Annotated in this window: 4 protein-coding genes; all 4 read right to left on the bottom strand. The window is 70.2% G+C overall.

Features of this window, described 5'->3' with window-relative positions; translation table 11 throughout:
* Positions 1–13 precede the first annotated feature (13 nt).
* From ACQR1F_RS28180 to ACQR1F_RS28165, 4 genes are read right to left on the bottom strand one after another with little or no spacing between them, the layout of a single operon-like run.
* The gene (locus ACQR1F_RS28180) at positions 14–1,201 is read right to left on the bottom strand and encodes a cupin-like domain-containing protein (protein ID WP_316182728.1); all 1,188 of its coding nucleotides are present in this window, start codon (positions 1,199–1,201) and stop codon (positions 14–16) included.
* Entirely contained in the window at positions 1,198–5,175 is a 3,978-nt protein-coding gene (locus ACQR1F_RS28175) for a type I polyketide synthase (RefSeq protein ID WP_434914249.1), read from the bottom strand. Before ACQR1F_RS28175 ends, ACQR1F_RS28180 begins: the two co-directional genes overlap by 4 nt.
* Positions 5,172–11,564, bottom strand: coding sequence for an SDR family NAD(P)-dependent oxidoreductase (locus tag ACQR1F_RS28170; protein ID WP_434914248.1), 6,393 nt, complete (start codon positions 11,562–11,564; stop codon positions 5,172–5,174). The genes ACQR1F_RS28175 and ACQR1F_RS28170 overlap by 4 nt, the downstream gene beginning before the upstream one ends.
* Positions 11,561–21,745 (bottom strand): amino acid adenylation domain-containing protein, encoded by a 10,185-nt coding sequence (locus ACQR1F_RS28165; protein ID WP_434914247.1) that lies wholly within the window; start codon positions 21,743–21,745, stop codon positions 11,561–11,563. Before ACQR1F_RS28165 ends, ACQR1F_RS28170 begins: the two co-directional genes overlap by 4 nt.
* Positions 21,746–21,763 lie beyond the last annotated feature (18 nt).

Genomic DNA, 21,763 nt, shown 5'->3' with positions numbered 1-21,763 from the left:
GACCATCGCTACGTCAGGCCTGATAGGCCAGCCGCCGGCCGAAGCGGCGGACGGCCTCGTTGAACGCCTCGCGCTTCTGCCAGATGCGCTGGCGCCAAGCCGGGCCCTTGGGCGGGCGCCGGTAGAAGGCGCACAGCGCGCCGTCGAGGAAGTCCTCGGCGGTGATCACCGGCTCGGCCGGTGCCTGCTCGCCCGGAAGCAGCGTGCTGCGATAGCATTCGGCGGCGAGTATGCGCATCGCACGGTACTTCTCGCGTGCGCTCGGCGCCGGTTCGGCCGCAGCCGCGCGCAGCCGCCGCGCGGCGGCCTTGCTCGCCTCCGCACGGCGTGGATCCAACGTGCCGGCGACGATGTTCTGGATGTGGCAATCGCGGTGCACGCTGCCGATCAGGGCGACCGCGTCGGGATCGGTTACGCCGCCGAAACGGAAGCTCACCGACATCGCGGCATCGACATAGCCGACGTGATGCCACCAGAACGCCGGCATCAGGATGGTCTCGCCGGCCTCGACCACGACCTCGACGCCGCCGGCATAGGCGATCAGCGCCGCACGCTCGGCATCGTCCATCGCGTTGACCGCGACGGTCGAGAAGATGTCGATGGGAAACAGCTTGAAGCCGGATTTCGGCGGAAACAGCACGATGCGCTTGCGGCCGAACACCTGATGCAGCAGGACGTCGCGGCCGTCCCAGTCGGTGTGGAGATCGGAGGCGTTGCCGGCATTGGCGACGAACATCAGCGAATGCGCCTCGCTCGCGCTGCGCTGCGCGAGCGGATTGCCGTAGCCGCCATGCACTTTCTCGATTCCGACCGCACCGAGATTGCAATCGTCCAGGATTCTCTCGGGCGTCGGCTGCTCGCTGGTGAGCGCGCGCGTCGTGGGCTCGCGCTCGATCAGATCGAGATAGTCGCGCAGCAGGCCCGGCTTCTTGTCGATTGCGATCGGGGCGCTGCTGCCCTGCACGAAGTTGCGGATGTTGGCGAGATGCGCATCGATGTAGTTGACGCCGATCATGACCTGGAGGTCGCCGAGCGCCTCGCGCACCTTCTGCGCGTCGGTCAGCTCGCCGAGCAATTGTCCCTTGAACAGGCCGGAGATGACCGCCGGCTGGCGGCGCTCGAGCAATTCGTCCCGGCGTGCGGGCAGATCGGCGGCATCATAGGTCGCGATCACCGGCTGATCATGGCGAGATGACGTCATTGCAGTCGCTCCAGTTCCTGACGCAGCAACAGCTCGGCCTCTTCCTCGGACAGATCGTCGATCTCGGCCGTCGCGACCGGTTGAGGCATGGCAGGTGCGGACTGTGCAGCGGGATCCACAAACAGGCCGCCGAGATGGTCGAGCAGCGCCTCGATGGTCGGATAGTCGAACAGCAGGGTGGCATGCAGCGGCGCCCCCAGCCGCTCGCCGAGATCTTCGCGCAGCTCCAGGGCGGCAAGAGAGTCCAGGCCGAGATCGAACAGCCGCGTCCGCGGCGCGATCGTATCGGCATCGGCCAGTCCAAGAACATGGCCGAGCAGCTCGCGCAGATGCCGCTCGATCGCGGCGCGGCTGCGGTCGGTGGCATGGCGCCCCGCAACGGAGATCATCGCTGATGTCGGGGACGCAGCCTTGATTGGTGCTCTGCCGGATGCGGCCGCGGTATCGCCGGTCAGCACGCGCCGGCTGGCGGCGCGGAACACGAAGCCACTGGCTTCGAGCAGCGGCGTGTCGCCCATCATCAATTGCACGTTCGCCGCCGGAGAATTTCCCTGAGCGTTCGGACCGTCTTCGCGCCAGGCGACGCATGCAAGCGATGCCTCGATGCGGTGTGGCCAGAGGCGGAGCTGGTCGATGCGGAAGGGCAGATGCGCGATGTCGGTGTCGCGGCGGTCCCAGAAGCGGCTGAGCAGTTGGAACGCGCTGTCCAGCAGCCCGGGATGAATGATGGCATCCGTGACATCGACCAGATGCGCGGGACGCCGCAGCTCGGCTGTCAGCTCGCGGCCATCGCAGTGGATCGCATCGGCCCATTGAAACGACGGTCCGAGGTCGAAGCCCTGTGCCACGAGGTCGTCGTAGAATGCTCTACCATCGAGCGCGCCGGATCGAGCTGGCGCGCCGCCGTGCCGCTCCCAATCGCGGGGAGCGCTGAGAGGCAGATCGGCGCGACCGGTGACGTGGGTGGTCCAGGCCTCGTCGTCGAACGGATCGGAATCGGCGCGCCGGCTGATGAGGCGGATGCGATGGCCGCCGGGCTGCGGGGTAAGCATGAGCTGCATGACGATGCCCTGCGGCGACAGATGCGCGGCCTGCACCAGGGTCACGTCGCGCACCGTCAGCGGACCGGCCGCGGACAGTGTCCGCAGGCCGGTGAAGATCGTGGCGAGATGCCAGGCGGCCGGCACGATCACCTCGCCGAACACGCGATGCTCGATGAGGAACGGATCGCGCCCGGCGAGCTCGGTCTCGAACCGCGCCTCGCCATGCGACTGCGGCAGCGCAAGCCTGCGGCCGATCACCCGCGTGTTGCGCTGTGCCGGCGTGGCCGCCGCGGCGGCCGGCGCCAGGCGGATCGGCCGCCGGTTGAACGGCGTATTGGGCAGCGGCACGCGCGGCGCCGGCGGTTGGCTGGCTACGACATCGGCCGCCGATCCGTCGACCGCGAGCGTGGCCAGCGAATGGCGCATCTGCCAGGCATCGGCGCCGGAGGGCGCAACGCTCGGCAGCCACAAGATGTCCGCATCGGGCAGGGTCTGGCGGCCGAGTCCGATCAGGGCCGGCTGCGGGCCGATCTCGATGACGGCCGTGACGTCGCGCTCCGCGAGCTGCCGCAGGCTGTCCTCGAAACGCACGCGCTCGCGCGTGTGCCGGCACCAGCGCTCGGGATCAGCGATGTCGTCGGCGTTCACGGCGGCGCCGGTGAGATTGCTGATCAGCTCGACGGCCGGCGTCATGAACCGGACCTCGGACACTGCTTGCCGCAGCGCCGGAAGGATCGGCTCCATCGCCTGCGAATGGAAGGCGTGGGAGACGTCGAGGCGCTGCGCGGCCACGCCGTCGCGGCCGCAGCGCGCGATGACATCCTCGATCGCCCGCGTCGGCCCCGCGATGGTCACGCTGCGCGGCGCATTCGTCGCCGTGATCTCGACCTCGCCGCCATAGCGCTGCACCAGCGCGCCGAGCCGCCCGGCATCGGCGCGCACCGCCGCCATGGCGCCGCCCTCGGGCAGCGACTGCATCAGGGCCGCGCGCCGGCACACCAGGCGCAAACCGTCTTCAGGGCTGAAGGCGCCGGCGACGCAGGCCGCAGTATACTCGCCCAGGCTATGGCCGAGCACGACATCCGGTACCACGCCCCAGGCGCGCCACAGCTCGGCCAATGCAAGTCCAAATGCAAACAGCGCCGGCTGCGCCCATCCGGTGCGGCGCAGTTGTCCGGGATCGACGTCGCCGAGCAGGAGATCACGCAGCGGCACGTCGAACTCGCGCGCGGTCAGCGCGATCGAGCGTTCGATGCTGTCGCGGAACACCGGCTCGGAGGCGTGCAGCGCGCGCGCCATTGCCGGGCGCTGCGCGCCCTGGCCGGTGAAGAGGAACGCGACCGCGCCTCCGCTGCGGCGGCTGGCCTCGCCGATCAGCAGCGCCGGATGCCGACTGCCCGAGACGGCTGCATCGAGCGCGGCTCGCGCCTGGTCAGGCTGATCAGTGACGATGGCGAGCCGGTGCCGCAATGGCGTCCTGTGCCGAAGCATACTCGAACAAATGCCGGCGAATTCATTCTGGTTGACGCCCTGGAGCCGGTCGCGCATCGCACCGGCCAGCAGCGTCAGCCCTTGCGGTCCTTGCGCCGACAACAGCAGCGTCGACGCATGCGCAACTGAGACGGGCTCCGCTTCCGACCTGGGATCTGAACGCTCCACGACGACATGCGCATTGGTGCCGCTCATGCCGAATGAGCTGATGCCGGCAAAGCGCAACTCATCGCGCGCGTCCTCGAGACGCGATGGCAGCGTGAATGGCAGGGCGTGCCAGGGAATGTCGGGGTTCGGCGTGCCGACACCCGGCTGCGGCGGCAGCTGCTGATGCTTCAGGATCAGCAGCGTCTTCACGACCCCGGCAAGGCCGGCCGCGGCTTCGAGATGGCCGATGCTGCTCTTGACCGATCCGAGCGGAAGCTCCGTCGTGCGCTGCGGCGTGTTGAACACGGCGGCGAGCGACTCAAGCTCGATCGGGTCGCCGAGCCGCGTGCCGGTGCCGTGGGTCTCGACATAGCCGACCGCCTCCGGTGGTACATCCGCCGCCGTCAGGGCATCACGGATGACCTGCTCCTGCGCGATTGCGTTGGGCACCGTGAGCCCGCTGGCCGGTCCGTCGTGATTGACCGCGGCGCCGCGCACCACGCCGAGCACGTCGTCTGCGGCAGCGTCCTCCAGCCGGCGCAGCACGAGCACGACGCAGCCCTCGCCGCGGCCGAAGCCGTCGGCGTCGGCAGAGAACACCTTGCTGCGGCCATCCGGCGCGAGCACGCCGGTGCGCGACAGGAACAGCGTGACCTGGGGCGTCAGATGCAGATGCACACCGGCGACCAGTGCGAGGTCGCACTCGCGGTTCTCCAGGCTCTGGCAGGCCAGATGCAGCGCCACCAGCGAGGAGGAGCAGGCGGTGTCGAGCGACAGGCTCGGTCCGTTCAGCCCGAGCTCGTGCGACAGCCGTCCCGACGCGAAGCAGAGCAGGGCGCCCGTGCCGGAATAGGGACCGATGCACGCGGGATCGGCGCCGTAGAGCTCGCGCGGTCCATATTGCGGCTGGCCGATGCCGACGAACACGCCGGTGCGGCTGCCCCGCAGCGTGCCGATGGGCACGCCGGCATTCTCGATCGCCTCCCATGCGACCTCCAGCAGCAGCCGCTGCTGCGGGTCCAGCGAGGCCGCCTCACGCGGATTGATGTTGAAGAATTCTGGATCGAAGCCGTCGACATCGTCGAGAAAGGCGCCGCGCCGCACATAGGTGCGGCCGGGCGCGCGGCGATCGGGATCGAACAGGGCGTCATTGTCCCAGCGGCCCGCCGGCAGCTCGCCGATGGCGTCGCGGCCGGAGCGGAGCAGATCCCAATAGGTGTCGAGGTCGGCAATGCCTCCCGGCAGGCGGCAGCCGGCGCCGATGATGGCAATGGGGGCACGTCGTCGCGTCATGCCCGCACTCCGGTCAGCTCTGACGGCCGATCGAACAGCTCGGCGTCGAGGAAGGTTGCGAGCTGGTCCACGGAGCCGTGCCTGAACAGCGTGGTCTGCTCGATGCGGTGGCCAAGGCTGGCGCGGATGCGGTTGCGCAGGTCCAGCGTGGCGAGCGAGTCCATGCCGAGCGCGAAGAAGCCGCGCGTGCGATCGATCTCGGCAGCACCGGCGAAGCCGAGCACCGCGGCGACTAGGCCGGCAAGATGGTCGGCGAGCGCAGCACGGCGGCGGCGTGCGGGCAGGCGCGCAAGCTCCATCCGCAACCGATCGTCCGCCGAAGGCTCCGGCCGGACCACGCGCAACGGCACGGCGCCGGCCGTCGCGGCCGCCTTGGGCTGCGGCGCCACGAACGCATCGACCAGGGCAGGCGGCGCGCCGGCGCAGGCGCTGGCGAACTGCGCCCAGTCGACGTCCAGCACCGCGGCCTGCGGCAGATCGGTCCTGATGAGTTCGCCGAGCGCCGCGAGACAGATTTCACCCGGCATCTCGCGCAGGCCCTGCCGGGTCCATTCACGCCGCGTCGCCCGCTCGCCGGCGCCGACCATGCCGAGGCCGGACCACGGTCCCCAATTGATGCTGAGCGCCGGCAGCCCCGCCGCGCGCCGATGCTGCGCGAGCGCGTCCAGTCCGGCATTGGCGGCGACATAGCCGGCGAGGCCGGGAGCGCCCAGCAGCCCGAACGCCGAGGAGAACAGCACGAAATGATCGAGCGGCTGGCTGCGGGTCAGCTCGTGCAGATGCCAGGCGCCGTCGAGCTTGGGCGCAAGCACCGCGCCGATGCGATCCCAGCTCTGGGTCTCGATCACGCCGTCATCATGGCTGCCGGCGGTGTGGAAGACGCCGCCGAGCGGCGGCATTTCGCGGCTGCATGCATCGAGCAATGCGGCGACCTCGTCACGCCGGCCGAGGTCGGTCGAGCGCAGCATCACCGTGACGTTCTGCGCCCGCAGCTCATCGGCAAGCGCGCGCGCTGCCGTCTCGGCCGAGCGGCTCGCGATCACGATGTGGGTGGCGCCGCTGGTGGCGAGCCAGCGGGCGAGTGCGGCGCCGAGCGCGCCGCCGCCGGCGATCAGCTGGGTTCGCCCGGCAAGACCCAGCGGCGGCGTCGCTGCCGATGCTCCGGACGCGCGCAGCCGTGGCACGCGCGCGCGACCGTTGCGCCATGCCATGCGCCACTCCGCCGGTGCGCTGTCGGTGAGGTCGCCGATCAGCCAGTCGGCAAAGGCGGCGTCGCTCAGGGCCGAGGCGTCGATGTCGACCAGCCTCATGCCGAGCCAGGTCTGCTCACGGCCGAGCACGAGAGGGAGGCCCTGCAAAGCGGCGAGCGCGACGTCGACCCGGTCCTCTGCGCTGGCCGCCATGGCGCTTCGGCTGAGCGAGAACAGCCGCCTCGGCGGTCGCGCGAGCCGGGTCAGCCGCTGCAACAATGCGAGCAGGCGTGGTCCCATCGTCGTCAGCCGCTCGGCCGGCGTGCTTTCGGCCGTGAATTCGGCGGACGACGCCCGCACATCGATCACGGCCTCGACGCCGTCGTCGAGATGGCGGCAGCCATCGACATCGTCGGTCGCGACGATGCAGCGGACGCCGCGGCGGCCGAGCGATGTTGCGAGCAGTAGAGTCTGCGCGGCGTGATCGGCCAGCAGCAGCCACGGCCGTACGATCGACGCGCGGGGCGGGAGCTTGCGCGGCGGCGCGTCGATCCATTCGACCACGTGCAAATTGTGCGCGGGCGTCTCGGCCGGACGCGCCGAGACGGCACGGACGAAGGTCAGGCCGCTGATGCGCAGCACCGGTGCGCCATCGGCCGTGGAGGCATCGAGGTCGACCACGGCGGCCCTGCCGTCGGCCGTGACGCTGCGCAGCCGCGCGTGCGACCAGGCGATGGTCCCTATGTCCCCGAGCAGGTCGATGCGCTCGCATCCGGCCGGAATGCCGCAAGGGATGGCAACCGGCAGCGCGGCCTGTGCGACCAGCAGCGCCGCGTCCAGCCGTATCGCACCGGCGAGCGCTGGCGGCACGTCGGCGGCGCCGATCTGCCCGAGCGCCTCGCCTCGGCCGGTCGTAAGAGCCGCGAGACTCGCGATCGAGATGCCCGGCTCGCAGCCTTGGGCACGCAGCCATTCGGCGAGTCGATCGATCGTGTCGTCTGTTAGTTCATGCCGGAGCGCGTCGAGCTCTGCCGTCGCCGTGCCAAGCCCGTCCACGACGACGTCGCCGATCTCGGCTTCGGCATGAACCGTCCAGCTCGCTGCAGCGTTACGGCTTGCGATCCGCACGCGGCTCGTCCCGGCGCCCTGCGGCAGCAGCACGGTCTGCACGTCGACGCCGTGATCCGGCAGATGCAGCGGCCGATGAAAGACCAGCGACGACAGGCGCAGCGGCGCGAGGCTGATCGGGCAGGCTCCGCCGGGGCCGCTGCCATGCGCCTCGACCATCATCGCGAGCATCGCCGCCGCCGACAGCGTCGCGCTCTCGCCGATGCGGTGCGTCTCCAGGGCCGGCCACCGGCCGCCGCCGAGCCTGGTGGCATGAACCGCTCCGTCCAGCGCGAGCGGGATCATCGGACCGATCAGGGTGGCCGGATCGGGTGTCGGCACTTCGACGCGTGGGGATGATTGCGGTTCTGCGTCCGAGCTCGGGTCGATCCAGTAGCGCTTGCGCTCGAACGGCGTGGTCGGCAGTGCGACGCGCCGCGGCGGCCGGCAATCGAGGCTGCGCCAATTGATCTCAGCGCCCCGCACAAACAGCTCGCCTGCCGCCCGCGACAGGGTCTGCCACGCGGACTCCGTCGGCACCAGGCTCGGCAGCAGCGCGACCGCATTGTCGGCAAGGCAATCGCGGGCGACACCGGTGAGCACCGGCCGCGGCCCGATCTCGATGAACACATTGGCGCCGAGCGCAGCGGCCGTCGCGATGCCGTCGCGGAAGCGGACCGGCTGGCGCACATGGCGCACCCAGTACAAGGGGTCCATCAGCTCGTCATCGATCGATCGTCCGGTGACGTTGGAGACGATGCTGATCCGCGGCCGCCGCGGATGCAGCTTGCGGCAGGTGTCGCCGAACGGCGCCAGCATGCTGTCCATCAGCGGCGAGTGACCCGCGCGCGAGACATGCAGCCGGTGGACCTCGATGCCCTCGCGGGCGAAATCGGCGAGCGCGGCTTCGACCGCGGCCGGCGCGCCCGAGATCACGCAATTCTGCGGGCTGTTGTAGGCCGCGATCACGACCTCCTGGCCGGCCACGCGGCGCTCGACGAAGGCGGCGTCGGCCAACACGACGCCCATCGCGCCGTCAGGCGTCGCCTGCATCAGCCGTCCGCGCATCGCGACGAGCTCGACGGCCTCGGCAAGGTCGAGCGCCCCGGCGATGCACGCCGCCGTCACTTCGCCGAGGCTGTGACCCATCACCACGGCCGGCGTGATGCCGGAGTCGATCCACAGCCGCGCGAGGGCATATTCGAGCGCGAACAGCGCGGGCTGCGCGTAGCGCATCTGCGCGATCATGTCCGGCTCGCCGGGGGCGGGGTTCATGATCTCCAGCAGCGGCCTGTCGAGGAACGGCGCAAACAGCTCAGCGCATTCGTGCAATGCGGCAGCAAAACCCGGATGGCTGCCGGCGAGCTCCTCGGCCATCCCCGGATATTGCGAGCCCTGTCCGGTGAACAGGAAGGCGACCACGGGCGCCTTGCCGGCCGTGCCCGCCATCACGTCGGAATACGGCTCTCCTGCGAGATGGCTGCTCAGCTCGCGTTGCCAGTCGCCCGGGCCACTGCCGACGATCGCGAGCCGATGCGGCTGCGCGCTGCGGCCGGCGGCCGCAGTCGCGGCGATGTCGCCCGGCGTCTGCGTGCCGACGACGGATGCGAAATGATCGAGGTAGCGGCGCGCGAGCTCGTGCAGCGCCGCGGGCGAGCGCGCCGAGAGGACGAGCAGATGGTGCTGCCGCGGATCGTCGGGACGGTCGTCCGGCCGCGGCGCTTCGGCGAGGACGACGTGCGCGTTGGTGCCGGAGAAGCCGAACGAGCTCACGGCGGCGCGGCGGCGCCGGCCATCACGCCGCTCCCAGGCTTGCAGTTGCGTTGGAATGCTGGCCGGAATCGCGGCGAGCTCGAGCAGCGGGTTGATGGCGCCGAGATGCAGTTGCGGCGGGACGGCGCCATGGCAAAGCGCAAGCACCGCCTTCATCAACCCGGCGAGGCCCGCGGCCGCCTCGGTGTGGCCGATATTGCTCTTCACCGAGCCGATCAGCAGCGGATGCTCGCGGCCGCCATGCACGGCGGCCAGCGCGTTGAACTCGATGGGGTCGCCGAGCGGCGTGCCGGTGCCATGCGCTTCGACATAGTCGATGTCGGACGCGGCGATGCCGGCATCGTCGAGCGCGCGGCGGATGACAGCCTGCTGCGCCAGGCCGTTCGGCGCGGTGAGGCCGTTGCTCGGGCCGTCATTGTTGACGGCGCTGCCTTCGATCACAGCGAGCACGGGGTCGCCATCGACCAGCGCGTCGTCGAGCCGCTTGAGCGCGAGCACGGCGCAGCCCTCGCTGCGCACATAGCCGTTAGCCTCGGCGGAGAACGGCTTGCAGCGTCCGTCGGGTGCCAGCATGCTGGCCTGCGAGAAGGCGATGCTGAGCTCGGGGCCGAGGATCAGGTTGACGGCGCCTGCCAGTGCCATCCGGCAATCGCCGGCGCGCAGCGCCTTGACCGCGAGATGCACGGCAACGAGGCCGGCAGAGCAGGCGGTGTCGACCGACAGCGCCGCGCCCTGCAGCCCCAGCGTATAGGCGATGCGCCCCGAGGCGATCGATCCGGCGTTGCCTGTGCCGTAGTGGCCGTCGAGCCGTCCGGCGGCGCCGGCGATGCGCTCATAGTCGTGTCCGAACAGGCCAATCAGGACCTGCGTGTCCGAACCGGCGAGGGCGGTGGGATCGATGCCGCCATGCTCCAGCGCCTCCCAGCTGCATTCGAGCAGCAGGCGCTGCTGCGGATCCATCGCCGCCGCCTCGCGCGGCGACAGCCCGAAGAATCCGGGATCGAACTGATCGACATCGGCGATGAACCCACCGCGCCTCGTCGTGATGCGTCCGGGACCGCCGGCGGGATTGCAGAGAACGTCCGCATTCCAGCGCGTGGCCGGGACATCGGTGATGCCATCGCGGCCTTCGCTGAGCAGCGTCCAGAACTCCTCCGGGCTGGTTACGTTGCCCGGGAAGCGGCACGCCATCCCGATGATCGCCACCGGCGCCGCGGTCTGGCCTGTCTGCTGTTGGCGAGCGGTCGATGATGAGGCGCTGCCGCGCGGGGCGGCCGCACGTTTCGGCGCAGAGGATGGCGCGATCAGGCCGTTGACGATCTGCTCCGGCGTCGGATGACGGAAGAAGAAGGTGGCATCGATCGCGGTGCCGAGCGCGCGGTTCAGCCCGGCCCTCAGGCTGTGCAGGTCGAGCGAGTCCAGCCCCATCGCATGCAAGGTGCGTCCAGGCGCGAAATCTTTCGCGCGCGCCGGCCCCAGCACATCGCGCAAGGTAGCGGCGACGATCTCGGGCAGATCGCGCGCGCTGACGATGGGCTGGCCGGCGCTGCTCGTGGTGATCGCATCCAGGCGGTCCGCGTCGTATTCGATCAGCACGCCGGCCTCGCCGCCTGCGGCGTAGCCGGGGAAGGCGCCGGGCAGCACGTCGACGATGCGAGCGCCGCGTGCGGCATGGAAACGCAGAATCGCGTCGACCGGCAGCCCGTTGGCATCGCGGCGGGCGACATAGGCGGCGATGATGTCGTCGTCAGAGGCGGCGAAGTCCCGGCACAGCGTCACGCCGACGATCGTCGTCGCGCCGGCGGCGCGGGCGAGCCGCAGCGCCAACTGCACCAGCGCCTCGCCGAGGCCGGTCTGGGCGTGATCAGGATCGACGCAGACTCCGAGCAGTTGCGCAACCGTGCCGTCGGGCGCGTGCAGCGTCTCGAACTGTTCCGCGGGCAGATCGCGCAACGCCCGCGCATCTGCGATCCGCTGCGTGTAGATCGCACCGATGATGCGCTCCTGCCGCAGCACCACGATATGATCGCCAGAAGCCTGGTGGATGCGCCGCAGGAGGCGTTCCGGCCGGCTGCGCAGCGGCTCCGGCCAGCAGGCCGTATCCAGTGCGACAAGGCCGGCGAGATCGGTTTCGCGGGCCGCGCGAACCACGATGCCCGACTGATCCGCCCCGGTGTCGATGGCGAACCAGGCCCGCGCCTCATCGTAGGTTGGGCTCGGTGCGGGAATGCGCTGCTCGGCCACGGCGCGCTGCAGGCGTTGGAGGATCGGCGCCTCGATCGTCACATGCGACAGTGGTGAGGAACGATGCTCGGTCATGACTGATCCACCCGCCGGGCCACGCGCTCGGCATGAAGGCCGCGCATCAGACCATCATGATCGCAATCGAGCTCGATCAGCTCGAACTCTCCGCCGATCAGCTCGCGCCAGCCCGCAGGCGCAGCCGGATTGCCGCGCACGCGCGCGTGGAAGAAGGTGGCGTGTCCCATGGTGGGCGTGGGCTGATAGGTGCCGAGCAGCTTTCCGCAGCGGACATAAGCCTCGACGATCTCCTCCACCTGGGCGGCGGTGATGTCCGGCGGAAACTCGCCGCTGCGGCTCAGCACCGCGGCGGCTCTCGCATAGTCGAGCGTCGCATCGTCGGAGGCCTCGCCCGTGAGGTCGGCGATGATCTCCGCCTTGCTGACCTCCCATCCGCCCGCGGGCTTGACCGGCGCGTCGAGCAGCAGCAGCGACGCCACCGTCTCTCCCTCCGCCGCGAGTTGGCGGGCGATTTCGAAGGCCGCCACGCCACCGAAGGACCAGCCCATGAGATGATAGGGGCCGTGCGGCTGAACGCTGCGGATCTCCCGCAGATAGCTCTGCGCCTGGTCGACGAGGCTCGCCGGCCCCGCGTTGCGGCCGGTGACATCCTGCAGTCCATAGACCGGGCGTGGCACCGACAGGCGCGAGACGATGTCGAGATAGCAGAACACCGTTCCGGTCGCCGGATGGATGCAGAACAGCGGCGGCGCGGCGCCGTTGCCGCGCAGCGTCACCAGCGCCTTCGCCGGTTGCGCCGGGACCGTGCCGCGCAACAGCCGCGCCATGCCTTCGATGGTCGGGTCGGCGGCAATGTCGCCGGCTCGCAGCTTGAGGCCGAACTCATTGCGGCAGCGCGCGATCAGTTGGATCAGGATCAGCGAGTCGCCGCCCAGCTCGAAGAAGCTCGTGGTGACGTCGATCGACGGCGTCTGCAGCAGCTCCTGCCAGATCGCCTGCAGCCGGAACTCGATGTCGTCGCGGGGCGCGATGGTGCGACCATCGGATGAGACATCCGATCCGTGCATCGTCGCCAGCGCACGCCGGTCGATCTTTCCGGCCGGGTTGAGCGGCAGGCTGTCGAGCCGGATGAACTGTGCCGGCAGCATGTAGGACGGCAGGTGCTCGGCGAGATGGCGGCGAAGTTCGGACGGCGCAGCGTCGGCACCGCTTTTCGCTGACCACCAGCACACCAGACGCTGATCGCCGCGGCTGGCCTCGAGACCGACGGCCGCAGCCTCCACCGTCGCGTGCCGGCGCAACACCGCCTCGATCTCGCCCGGCTCGATGCGGAAGCCGCGCAGCTTGATCTGAGCGTCGCTGCGGCCGAGGAATTCGAGGGTGCCGTCGGGAAGCCAGCGAGCGCGGTCGCCGGTCCGATACAGCCGCTCGCCCGGTCGGCCGAACGGGTCGGCGATGAAGCGTTCGGCGGTCAGGCCCGGTCGATCGAGATAGCCGCGCGCAAGGCCGCGGCCGGCGACGTAGAGTTCGCCCGCGGCACCGATCGGCAGCGGAGTGAGCCTGTCGTCGAGCACGTGGCAGCGCAGGCCGAGGATCGGGCGGCCGATCGGCGGCGTGCGGTCGCCGGCAAGCGGAGCGCTGAGCGAGGCGCACACTGTCGTTTCGGTCGGGCCGTAGCCGTTGATGAAGGTCCGGCCGGGAGCCCACAGCCGTGCCGTCTCGGCCGGGCAGGCCTCGCCGGCAACCACCAGCACGCGGCAACCGTCGAGATCGCGCGGTGCCATGACGCCGAGCGCGCTCTGCGGCAGGGTGGCGTGGCTGACGCCGTGCCGCCGGGCGAAGTCGACGAGAGCGTCACCCGGCAACAGGTCATCGGGCGTGCCAACGACGAGTGCGGCGCCGCTGCCGAGCGCCATGCAGATCTCCCACACCGAGGCGTCGAAATTGGGCGAGGCAAATTGCAGCACGCGATCGCCAGGCCCTGCGCCAAACGCGGCGCGCTGGGCGCGAATCAGGTTAGCGGCGCCGCGATGCGGAACCATGACGCCCTTCGGCCGTCCGGTCGAGCCGGACGTGTAGATCACGTAGGCAAGGTCGTCGGCCGAGATCGCGGGCCGCGGCTGGCGCGGCTTATTGCCGGTCGCAGCAGGCACGTCCTGTTCGTCGATGCCGATGCGGCGGACTGCCGGAGGGAGCCAGGCCGCCGCGCCATCGGTCAGCACGCGCTGCACGCGGCTGTCAGTGATGATGAAGCCGAGGCGGTCGGGCGGATAGGACGGATCCAGCGGCACGTAAGCGAGTCCGGCCTTGAGAGCTGCCAGCGCGGCGGTCACGAAGCCGGCCCGGCGTTCGCAGGCGATGCCGATGAACTCACCCGGGCGCGCGCCGTCATCGCGCAGCCGGCCGGCCAGGCGATCGGCGGCGTCGTGCAGCTCGCGATAGGTCAGGTGGCCGAAATCGCCGATCAGCGCCGGCTCGTCGGCATGGTCCCGGGCGGTTTCGTCGAGCAGCTCGGTCAGCGTCTCCTCGGCAAGGACCATCGGCGTGGTCGCGTTCCAGGCCGCGATCTGCTGCAGATCCCTGGCGTCGGCACCGAGCAGGCGATGCAGCGGCAGATCGCGGTCCGCCGCGGCCAGGCGCTCGATGACGGCGATGAAGTCGTCGGCCAGTCGCGCGATATCCTCCGCCGCGAACCGGCCGGCGTCGTAGCTGAACGCGAGCTCATAGGAGTCGCCCGGCATGACGGCGACGGCCAGGGGATAATGCGTATGCTGTTCCACGGGCAGCGCGCGAATGGAGAGATCGTCGAGCATCCCGTCCATCGACGTGGCCGGCTGGTTCTCGAACACCATCAGGGTCTCGAACAGCTCGCCCTCCGCGCGCTCGGTCCAGCGCATGATGTCGCCGAGGCCAGCATATGCGTAGCTCATCCGTTCCGCCTGCTCGGCATGAAGCCGCGCCAGCCACTCGCCGGCGCTCGCCTGCTCCGTGAGCCTGATCCGCGCCGGGACCGTGTTGATCAGCAGCCCCGCCATCCGCGCGATGCCCTCCACTTCCGGCGGGCGCAAGGCGATCGTGGTCCCGAACACCAGATCCTCGGACGAGCACAGGCGCGACAGCATCATCGCCCAGGCGCCCTGGAGCAGCGTGTTGGCGCTGACATGGTGCCGCCGTGCCGCATGGCGCAACGCGGTCGACCTGTCCTCGCCGAGCATCCGCTTCAAGGCGCGCTGGCCGCTGCCTCGGGCCGGCGTCGGCAGCGAGATGCGCGCCATCGTCGCCGCGTCGGCAAGGTGTTGGCGCCAGAAGCTTGCGCTCTCCTCGCGATCCCGTTGGGCGAGCCAATGGACGAACGCGGCAAACGGCGCGCGCGGCGGCAGCGCCTCGATACGGCCGGCGGCAAGGGCCGCGCGCGCAACGAACAGGTCTTCGAGCACGAGCGACAATGACCAGCCATCGAGCAGCACGTGATGATTGCTGATCACCAGGGCGTGGCGATCCGGCGCGAGGCGCAGCAGCATCAGCCGCAGCAGCGGCGTGCCGTCGAACCGGAACGGCGTCGTCATGTCATGCGCCAGGAGATCGCGCAGCGTCTGCTCGGGATCGTCGTCAGTGCTGAGATCGCGCGTCTGCCATGGTGCCTCGGCATCGGGCCTGATAACCATGACGTAGCGGCCGTCACGCTCGCCGATCGTCGTCCGCAGCACGGCATGGCGGGCCACGACCGCCTTCCAGGCGGCGTGGAGGACCGCTTCATCGAGGCTGCCCGTGATGATCATCGCGGTCTGCATGCGATAGGCGCCGGCCGCGTCGTCATCAAGGCTGTGGCGCAGCAGGCCGAGCTGCAACGGTGTGAGCTGCAGCTCTTCCGTCTCTGGCCACGAAATATCCGGCGTGCGGACCGCCGGCGCCGCTGCGGCCTGATGTTGCACATGGGCCGCCAGGCGCTCGACCGTCGGCTGCCGGAAGATGTCGCGCGCACTGAAGACGAGGCCGGCCTGGCGCGCGCGCATCACCACCTGGATGGCGAGGATGGAATCGCCGCCGAGCGCAAAGAAATCCTCGTCGATGCCGATGTGATCCTGATCGAGGACTGACGCCCAGATCTCCGCGAGGCGTTTCTCGGTGACGGTGTCCGGCGCACGGCGCGCGCGCTCGGCCGCTTCCGCTTCGGACCAGGGCAGCGCGGCGCGGTCGACCTTGCCGCTGCGGCTGCGCGGCAACGCCGGCAGATCGATGATGCGCGACGGCACCATGTAGTCCGGCAGGAACGAGGTGAGATGGCTGCGCAACGCGTCGAGCGAAGGGCAGTCGTCCTGGCGCGGCACCACATAGGCGACGAGCTGCGGATTGCCGCGGGCTTCGCGCACCATCACGCAGGCGTCGGCGATCTCCGGATGACGCTGCAACGCGTGCTCGATCTCGCCGGGCTCGATCCGAAGGCCGCGGATCTTGATCTGGTGATCGACGCGGCCGAAGCATTCGAGCACGCCATCGTCGCGCCAGCGGCCGCGGTCGCCGGTGCGATAGAGCCGCGCGCCGGGCGGGCCGCCGGGATCGGCGATGAAGCGTTCGGCCGTGAGACCGGGCCGGTTGCAATAGCCGCGCGCGAGCCCGACGCCGCCGATGTAGATCTCGCCTTCGACGCCGGCCGGGACGTCCGCCAGCCAGTCGTCGAGGATGCGGATGACGGTGTTGGCGATCGGCGTGCCGATCGGCGGCCGCCCGCCGTCGTCGGCCGAGAACCGCATCATGGTCGAATAGATCGTGGTCTCGGTCGGGCCGTAGTAGTTATGAACGCTGGCAACGCGGCAGGTGGCGAGACGGCGCAATGTCGCCTCGGTCAGCGCTTCGCCGGCACTCACGACCCTCAGCCCGGCGAGTGCGCCGGGCGCTGCGGTGGTCAGCATGTTCCAGACCGTCGGCGTCGCCTGCATCGCGGTGACGCCGGCCGCGGCGATCAGCGCCGCCAGCCGGTCGGGAGCGGTGGCCTCGTCCTCAGCCGCCAGCACGACGCAGCCGCCGGTGACGAGCGGCAGCAGCAATTCCACGATCGAGATGTCGAACGCCGCCGTCGTGGTGGCGGCGAAGCGATCGTCGGGCGTGAGCTTGAGCTCCGACTGTACGGCCGCCAGCAGGTTGCCCAAGCCGCGATAGGTGACGGTCACGCCCTTGGGCCGGCCGGTCGTGCCGGATGTGTAGAGCAGGTAGGCGGCCTGGAGCGGATTCGCCTGATGCAAGGCGGGCGCGGCAGCCGCAGCGCCGAGATCGATCGCGAGGACTGGCACCGGGGCTGGCAGATCCGCCGACGCGTCGGCAGTGATGGCAAGCGCGGGCCGGGCGTCATCCAGCATGTAGCCGATGCGATCGCGTGGCAACGAAGGATCGATCGGCAGGTAGGCGGCGCCGATCCGCAGCACCGCGAGAATTGCGATCAGCAGCGCGGGGGAGCGCGGCAGATGCAGCGCGACGAGATCGTCGGCGCCGACGCCGCGCGCCGCAAGCTGGCCGGCGAGCCGGCCGGACATCGCATCCAGCCGCGCATAGTCGAACGTCTCGTTGCGCCAGATCAGGCCGGGCGCGGACGGCGCGACGCGGGTCTGCCGCAGGAAGCCATCCAGGAGGTGGCCCGCCGGCTCCGGCTGCGCGGTCATATTCCAGGCCGCAATCCGCGGATCGCGGCTCGCGTGGGCTCCCAGCACGCGGCCGATCGGCATGTCGCCATCGTCAGCGAGAGCCATGAGCAGCCGGCGCAGCTCCGCAATCAGCTCGGTCGCGGACGCGCCGTCGAACAGACCGGGCCGGACGTGAAGCCGCAGCGTCAGCCGCGGTCCGGGCAGCACCGCAAGGCTCAGCGGATAGTGGTTGGCGTCGCGCCCCTGCACCCGGGTGATGCGCAACGCTTCGGCATTGTCGATGGCATCAGCCGAGAGCGGATAGTTCTCGAACGCCAGCAGCGTGTCGAACAGCGCGTCGGTGCCGAGCATCTGCTGAATCTCGCCGAGGCTGAGATGCTGATGGGCGATCAGCGCGGCCTGGCGGTCCTGCAACTCGCCGAGGAATGCCTTGATCATGCGCGCGGGCGACACGCGTGCGCGCAACGGGACGGTGTTGGCAAGCAGGCCGACGATCTGGTCGGCGCCGTCGAGCGCGGCGTCACGCCCGGCGACGGTGATGCCGAACACGACGTCGTCGCGATGGGCGCGCGCCGCGAGCCACAGCGCCCAGGCGCCCTGCATCAAGGTGGCCAGCGTGATCCCGAGCGAGCGCGCGGCCGCGACCAGCCGCTGGGTCTCGTGCTCGTCGAGCGCGACGTCGGTCTGCGTTGCGTTGCCATGGCCCGACAGGTTCGGCGCGACCAGCAGCGGGCCGCTCCAGCCGTCGAAGGCCGCGCGCCAGGCTGTCAGCGCCGTGGCGCGATCCTGACGGTCGAGCCAGTCGAGATAGCGGCTGAACGGCACCGCCGGCGGCAGCTCGGCCTTCCCGTGATAGAGCTGCATCAGGTCGCGCAATACGATCGGCATCGACCAGCCGTCGATCAGGATGTGATGCAGCGTCAGGATCAGGACGTTGGTCGCGCCGGCGCTGACCAGGCTGCTGCGCAGCAAGGGCGGAGCCGCCAGGTCAAAGCGGCGCGTCAGGTCGTCGTGGCGGACTTGATCGAGAGCCGCCTGCAAGTTCATATCAGCGTCGACCGTCAGTTGACGCCAGGGCAGATCGACCGCGGGCACGACGCTCTGGGTGAAGCCGCTGCTGTCGTCGGCCCGGAACGCCGCGCGCAGATTGTCGTGCCGCGCGATCAGCGCGGCGATCGCGCCGCGCAGCCGGTCGCGATCGAGCTCACCTGCAAACTCCACTTCGAGCTGGACGACATAGACGTCGGCACGGACGGGATCGGACAGGTTCTCGTAGAGCAGGCCGCGCTGCAATGGCGACAGCCGGAGCTGACGGACCGACGGCTTTGCGGCCGGATGCGGCGCGGCCGGCGTCAGTTCGGCAAGGCGCTCGAGCAGGGCGAACCAGCGCGTCGCGAGCACCTGCACGACGTCGTCATCGACGAGGCTTCGGTCGCTGGACCAGGTGGCGCTGAGGCGGGCGTCGGCGCCCTGGCCGATCACCACCGTGTTCAATTCGATCGCATGGGCCGGACGCAACTCGGCCTGCTCGACGAGGTCGCCGGGCAGTGCCGTCGGGATGATGCTCCAATCCGCAACATGATCGGTCGAGAAACGGCCGAGATAGTTGAAGCCCGCCTGCGGCGTCGGCAGGCGGTCGAGCGTCCGCGCCGCGTCCTCGTTCAGGTAGCGCAGCAGGCCGAAGCCGAGCCCGTCGTCAGGGACGTCGGCGAGACCGGACTGCACGGCGTGCAGCGCGCCGAGCAGGCGTTCGGCGTCGCCGGCGGTGGTCGTGGAATCTCCGGCGGGAAGGTCGAAGCGAACGGGATAGAGGCTCGTGAACCAGCCCACGGTGCGCGACAGGTCGATGGCAGGGTCGAATTCGTTGCGGCCGTGGCCTTCGAGGTCGATCACGATGGTCTGCGCTGCCGCATCGCCATCGGCGAGCGTCGTGACGAAAGCCGCAAGCAGGATGTCGAGCACCCGCGCGCCGAGCCGTCGCGGCGCCTCGCTCATCACGCGCGCAGTCACCGCTGCCGGGAAGGTCAGCGTCAGATGCTTGACGCTGTTCGCAACGGGCTGGCGGGGCGGCGTCAGCCGCAGGGGAGCGGCGCTTGCCGCCAATGTTCGCTGCCAATGCGGCAGCTCTGCCTGCACGGAGGAATGTCGCGACCGCGCTTGAAGCAGCCGCGACCACTGCCCGAAGCTGGTGCCGAGCGCAGGCAACTGAGCCGGCTGGCCGGCCGTCGTAGCGTGCCACGACGCGGCGAGCTCCTCGATCAGGATCCGCCACGACACGCCGTCGACGGCGAGATGATGCAGTACGAGCAGCAGCGCGTCGTTATCAGCTACGCTGGCCGTGAATTGAACCGCCTGCAGCATCACGCCGCCTGCGGGATCGAGACGCGCCTCGGCAGCGCCGATCTCCTGGCTGATCCGCTGCGCGCGCTGCTCCGGCGTCAACGCGGCGACATCGACCTGGCGCAGCCGGCGCCGCGCCAGCGCTGTGTCGGAGGGCGCGATGTGCAGCGACGGCCTGCCATCGATCGGATCGAATGCGAGGCGGGACCGCAGCATGGCATGGCGCGACAACGTGGCATCGAGCAGGGCGATCAGTTGCTGCGACGTCAGGCCGCGCGGCAGCCGCACGGTCATGCTCTGGCTGAAGCGGTCGACATTCCTGCCGCGCTCGAGCAGCCAGCGCATGATCGGCGTCAGCGGAATGGGGCCGCCGTCCGCGCGATCGTCGGCGGTGACCTGCTGGGCCGCGGTTGCAACGCTCGCGAGCTTCGCGATCGTGCCCTGCTGGAACACGTCGCGCGGCGTGATCACGAGCCCGGCGCGTCGCGCGCGCGTCGCCATCTGGATGCTGGTGATGGAATCGCCGCCGAGCGCGAAGAAATTGTCGTCGATGCCGTTCGTGTCGTGGCCGAGCAGCTCGGCCCAGATCGCGGCGAGCACCTGCTCAGACGGTGAGCGCGGCGCGCGGTGGGGTGCCTCGGACGCAGCAGCGAGATCGGGCTCGGGCAGCGCCTTGCGGTCGAGCTTGCCGTTGGGGGTGAGCGGCAGCGCATCGAGCGTGACGAACAGCGCCGGCACCATGTAGTCCGGCAAGAGTGTGCCGAGATGGCTGCGAAGCCCTGCGATGGACGGCGCAACGCCGTCGCGTCCGACCACATAGGCGACGAGACGCCGCCCTTGCGGATTCTCCTGCGGCACCACGGCGGCAGCAGTGACGCCATCGTGACGGCGCAGCGCGCTCTCGACCTCGCCGGGCTCGATGCGGAAGCCGCGGATCTTGACCTGGTGGTCGGCGCGTCCCAGGAACTCCAGCGTGCCGTCGGCGCGCCAGCGGGCACGATCGCCAGTGCGGTACAGCCGGGTGCCCGGCGGTCCGAACGGATCGGCGACGAAGCGCTCCGCCGTCAGATCCGGGCGGTTGAGATAGCCCTGCGCAAGCCCCGCGCCGGCGACATACACCTCGCCTGCAACGCCGACCGGCACTTCGTTGAACTGGGCGTCGAGCAGGTGAATGCGCGCGTTCTCGATCGGTGCGCCCATCGGCGGCGGCGCGTCGCCCGACAACGGCGCGCTGATGCTGGCGCAGACCGAGACCTCGGTCGGGCCGTAGGCGTTCAGCATGCGGCGATGTGGCGACCACAGCGCGACGAGATCGCCGGGGCATGCTTCGCCGGCGACGACGAGGACGCGGCAGCCGGCGAGATCGTCCGGCTCCATCACGCGCAGCGCCGTCGGCGGCAGCGTCGCATGGGTCACTGCGCAGGATTGGACGAGCGTCGCCAGGGACGGTCCGGGGCGCAGCGTTTCTGCGTCGCCGGTGACGATCGCGGCGCCTTTCGAGAGCGCCGTGGCGATCTCCGAGACCGACGCGTCGAAGCTCGGCGAGGCGAACTGCAGGACGCGGTCGCCGGCTTCGATCTCGAACGCGGCCGTCTGGGCGTGGACCAGATTGACGAGGCCGCGCTGGGGGATGGCGACGCCCTTGGGTCGGCCTGTGGAGCCGGAGGTGAAGATGACATAGGCGAGGTCATCGGGCAGCGGACGGATTTGCGGTCGCGCCGGCGGCGGTCGCAGCAGCGCGGGATCGTCGAGCCGGAGCTGCACGAGATCATCGGGCAACGCGGCGGTGCTGCCGTCGGTCAGCACCAGCTGTAGCCGGGCGTCCGCGGCCATCACGCGCAGCCGCTCGGCCGGATAGGCGGGGTCGAGCGGCACATAGGCGTGTCCCGCCTTGAGCACGGCGAGGATCGCGACGATCAGCTCCGGCCCGCGGTTGAGCGCAATGCCGATCAGCGCGTTGGTCGCCGGAATGCGGGCAGCGAGGTGTCCCGCGAGATGATCGGCGCGGCGGTGCAGATCGGCATAGGAGATCTCGCCGCCGGCATGGATGATCGCGGGGCGTTCGGCATGGTCGCGCGCGGCGGCATCGAGCAGATCGAGAATGGTCTCGTCGGCGGCGCGGGGCGCTGCCGTCGCGTTCCACGTTTGTAGCTGGCGCCGTTCGTCGGCGCCGAGCATTGCGAGGCTGCTGAGCCGTGCCGCACCGTCGGCCCTCGCCATCGCACCGAGCAGGGTCGCGACATGGCCGGCCAGCCGCGCCATGCTGGCGGGGGCGAACAT

This window comes from Bradyrhizobium sp. HKCCYLS3013 (genome assembly GCF_051167615.1).
In the GTDB taxonomy this organism is placed as follows: domain Bacteria; phylum Pseudomonadota; class Alphaproteobacteria; order Rhizobiales; family Xanthobacteraceae; genus Bradyrhizobium.
Note: the sequence above shows the minus strand (reverse complement) of the source record. Positions and strands in the feature narration are given on the sequence as shown.

Coding starts and splice junctions, on each gene's coding strand:
- ACQR1F_RS28165 (WP_434914247.1), bottom strand. CDS start 21,745: ATGGCGCGGCTGGCCGGCCATGTCGCGACCCTGCTCGGTGCGATGGCG.
- ACQR1F_RS28180 (WP_316182728.1), bottom strand. CDS start 1,201: ATGACGTCATCTCGCCATGATCAGCCGGTGATCGCGACCTATGATGCC.
- ACQR1F_RS28170 (WP_434914248.1), bottom strand. CDS start 11,564: ATGACCGAGCATCGTTCCTCACCACTGTCGCATGTGACGATCGAGGCG.
- ACQR1F_RS28175 (WP_434914249.1), bottom strand. CDS start 5,175: ATGACGCGACGACGTGCCCCCATTGCCATCATCGGCGCCGGCTGCCGC.